At 71.8% G+C, this 2,828-nt stretch carries 1 protein-coding gene; it reads right to left on the bottom strand.

All coding sequences use genetic code 11. The annotated features are described in order from the left end of the window. Window positions 1-2,828: S-layer family protein (locus tag G3N93_RS37390; protein WP_206135272.1), on the bottom strand; the 2,828-nt coding region annotated here is incomplete at both ends.

Genomic DNA, 2,828 nt, shown 5'->3' with positions numbered 1-2,828 from the left:
CCCGTCAGCGTCTGCGTACCGGTGCCCGCGAACGTCACACCGCCCGCGCCACCGATCGCGCCGCCGAACGTGCCGTTGCCGCTGCCGTTCAGCGTGAGCGCATTCGTGCCGAGGGTCACGTTCGTGCCGGTGCTGCCGCTCAGCGCACCGATCGTCTGTGCGCCCGTCGCGCCGCTCACGTTGAACGTCGCACCCGCGCCGGCGAGATTCACCGCACTGCCCGACGCGAGGCTGCCGCCCGCACCGAGCGCCAGCGTGCTGCCGCCGTTGATCGTCGTGCCGCCCGTGTAGGTGTTCGCGCCGGTCAGCGTTTGCGTACCCGTGCCCGCGAACGTCACGCCGCCCGTACCACCAATCGCACCGCCGAACGTGTTGTTGCCGCTGCCGTTCAGCGTCAGCGCATTCGCGCCGAGGGTCACGTTCGTGCCGGTGCCACCGGACAGCGTGCCGATCGTCTGCGCGCCCGTCGCACCGCTCAGGTTGAACGTTGCGCCCGTGCCGGCCAGACTCACCGCACTGCCCGATGCGAGGCTGCCGCCCGCGCCGAGCGCCAGCGTGCTGCCGCCGTTGATCGTCGTGCCACCCGTGTACGTGTTCGCCCCCGTCAGCGTTTGCGTGCCGGCACCCGCGAACGTCACGCCGCCCGTGCCGCCAATCGCACCGCCGAATGTCCCGCCGCTTCCGTTCAACGTCAATGCGTTGCCGCCGAGGTTCACGTTCGTGCCGCCCGCGCCGTTCAACGCACCGAGTGTCTGTGCGCCCGTCGCGCCGCTCACGTCGAACGTCGCGCCCGTGCCGGCCAGACTCACCGTGCTGCCCGACGCGAGGCTGCCGCCCGCGCCGAGCGCCAGCGTGCTGCCGCCGTTGATGGTCGTGCCGCCCGTGTAGGTGTTCGCCCCCGTCAGCGTTTGCGTGCCGGCGCCCGCGAACGTTACGCCACCCGTGCCGCCGATCGCACCGCCGAACGTGTTGTTGCCGCTGCCGTTCAGCGTCAGGGCATTCGCGCCGAGATTCACGTTCGTACCGCCCGCGCCGGTTAGCACACCGATCGTCTGCGCGCCGGATGCGCCGCTCAGGTTGAACGTCGCGCCCGTGCCGGCCAGGTTCACCGCACTGCCCGATGCGAGGCTGCCGCCCGCACCCAGCGCGAGCGTGCTGCCGCCGTTGATCGTCGTGCCACCCGTGTAGGTGTTCGCACCCGTCAGCGTCTGCGTACCGGTACCCGCGAACGTCACGCCACCGGTGCCGCCGATCGCGCCGCCGAACGTGCCGTTGGTGCTGCCGTTCAACGTCAGCGCATTCGCGCCCAGGTTTACGTTCGTGCCGCCGATACCGCTCAGCGTGCCGAGCACCTGTGGGGTCGTTGCACCGCTCAGGTTGAACGTCGCCCCCGTGCCGGCCAGGTTCACTGCGCTGCCCGACGCGAGGCTGCCGCCCGCACCCAACGCGAGCGTGCTGCCGGCGTCGATCGTCGTGCCGCCCGTGTACGTGTTCGCCCCCGTCAGCGTCTGCGTGCCCGTGCCCGCGAACGTCACGCCCCCGCTGCCGCCAATCGCACCACCGAACGTGCCGCTGGCAGTCCCGCTCAGCATCAGCCCGTTCGCGCCGAGGTTCACGTTCGTGCCGGCCGCGCCGTTCAACGCGCCGATCGTCTGCGTGCCCGATGCGCCGCTCAGGTTGAACGTCGCGCCCGTGCCGGCGAGATTCACTGCGCCCGTTGCGGCCAGGCTGCCGCCCGCGCCGAGCGCCAGCGTGCTGCCGCCGTTGATCGTCGTGCCGCCCGTGTAGGTGTTTGCGCCCGTCAGCGTCTGCGTGCCGGTACCCGCGAACGTCACGCTGCCGGTGCCGCCGATCGCCCCACCGAACGTGCCGTTGGTGCTGCCGTTCAACGTCAGCGCATTCGCACCCAGGTTCACGTTCGTGCCGGCGATGCCGCTCAGCGTGCCGAGCGTCTGCGCGCCCGATGCGCCGCTCAGGTTGAACGTCGCACCCGTGCCGGCCAGGTTCACTGCGCTACCCGACGCGAGGCTGCCGCCCGCACCGAGCGCAAGCGTACTGCCGGCGTCGATCGTCGTGCCGCCCGTGTACGTGTTCGCACCCGTCAGCGTCTGCGTGCCCGTGCCCGCGAACGTCACACCGCCGGTGCCGCCGATCGTGCCGCCAAAATTGCCGCTCGCGGTTCCGCTCAGCGTCAGCCCGTTCGCGCCCAGATCCACGTTCGTACTGGCCGCGCCGTTCAACGCGCCGATCGTCTGCGTGCCCGATGCGCCGCTCAGGTTGAACGTCGCGCCTGCGCCCGCCAGGTTCACGGCTCCGCCCGACGCGAGGCTGCCGCCCGCGCCCAGCGCCAGCGTGCTGCCGCCGTTGATCGTCGTGCCGCCCGTGTAGGTGTTCGCGCCGGTCAGCGTTTGCGTCCCGGTACCCGCGAACGTCACGCTGCCGGTGCCGCCGATCGCCCCTCCGAACGTGCCGTTGGTGCTGCCGTTCAGCGTCAGCGCATTCGCGCCCAGGTTCACGTTCGTGCCGCCAACGCCGCTCAGCGTGCCGAGCGTCTGCGCGCCCGATGCGCCGCTCAGGTTGAACGTCGCGCCCGCGCCGGCGAGATTCACTGCGCTGCCCGACGCGAGACTGCCGCCCGCACCCAGCGCCAGCGTGCTGCCACCGTTGATCGTCGTGCCGCCCGTGTACGTGTTCGCCCCCGTCAGCGTCTGCGTGCCCGTGCCCGCGAACGTCACGCCCCCGGTGCCGCCGATCGTACCGCCGAAATTGCCGCTGGCCGTCCCGCTCAGCGTCAGGCCGTTCGCGCCGAGGCTCACGGCCGAGCCGGG

This window comes from Burkholderia sp. Se-20378 (genome assembly GCF_017104665.1).
GTDB lineage: Bacteria > Pseudomonadota > Gammaproteobacteria > Burkholderiales > Burkholderiaceae > Burkholderia > Burkholderia lata.
Note: the sequence above shows the minus strand (reverse complement) of the source record. Positions and strands in the feature narration are given on the sequence as shown.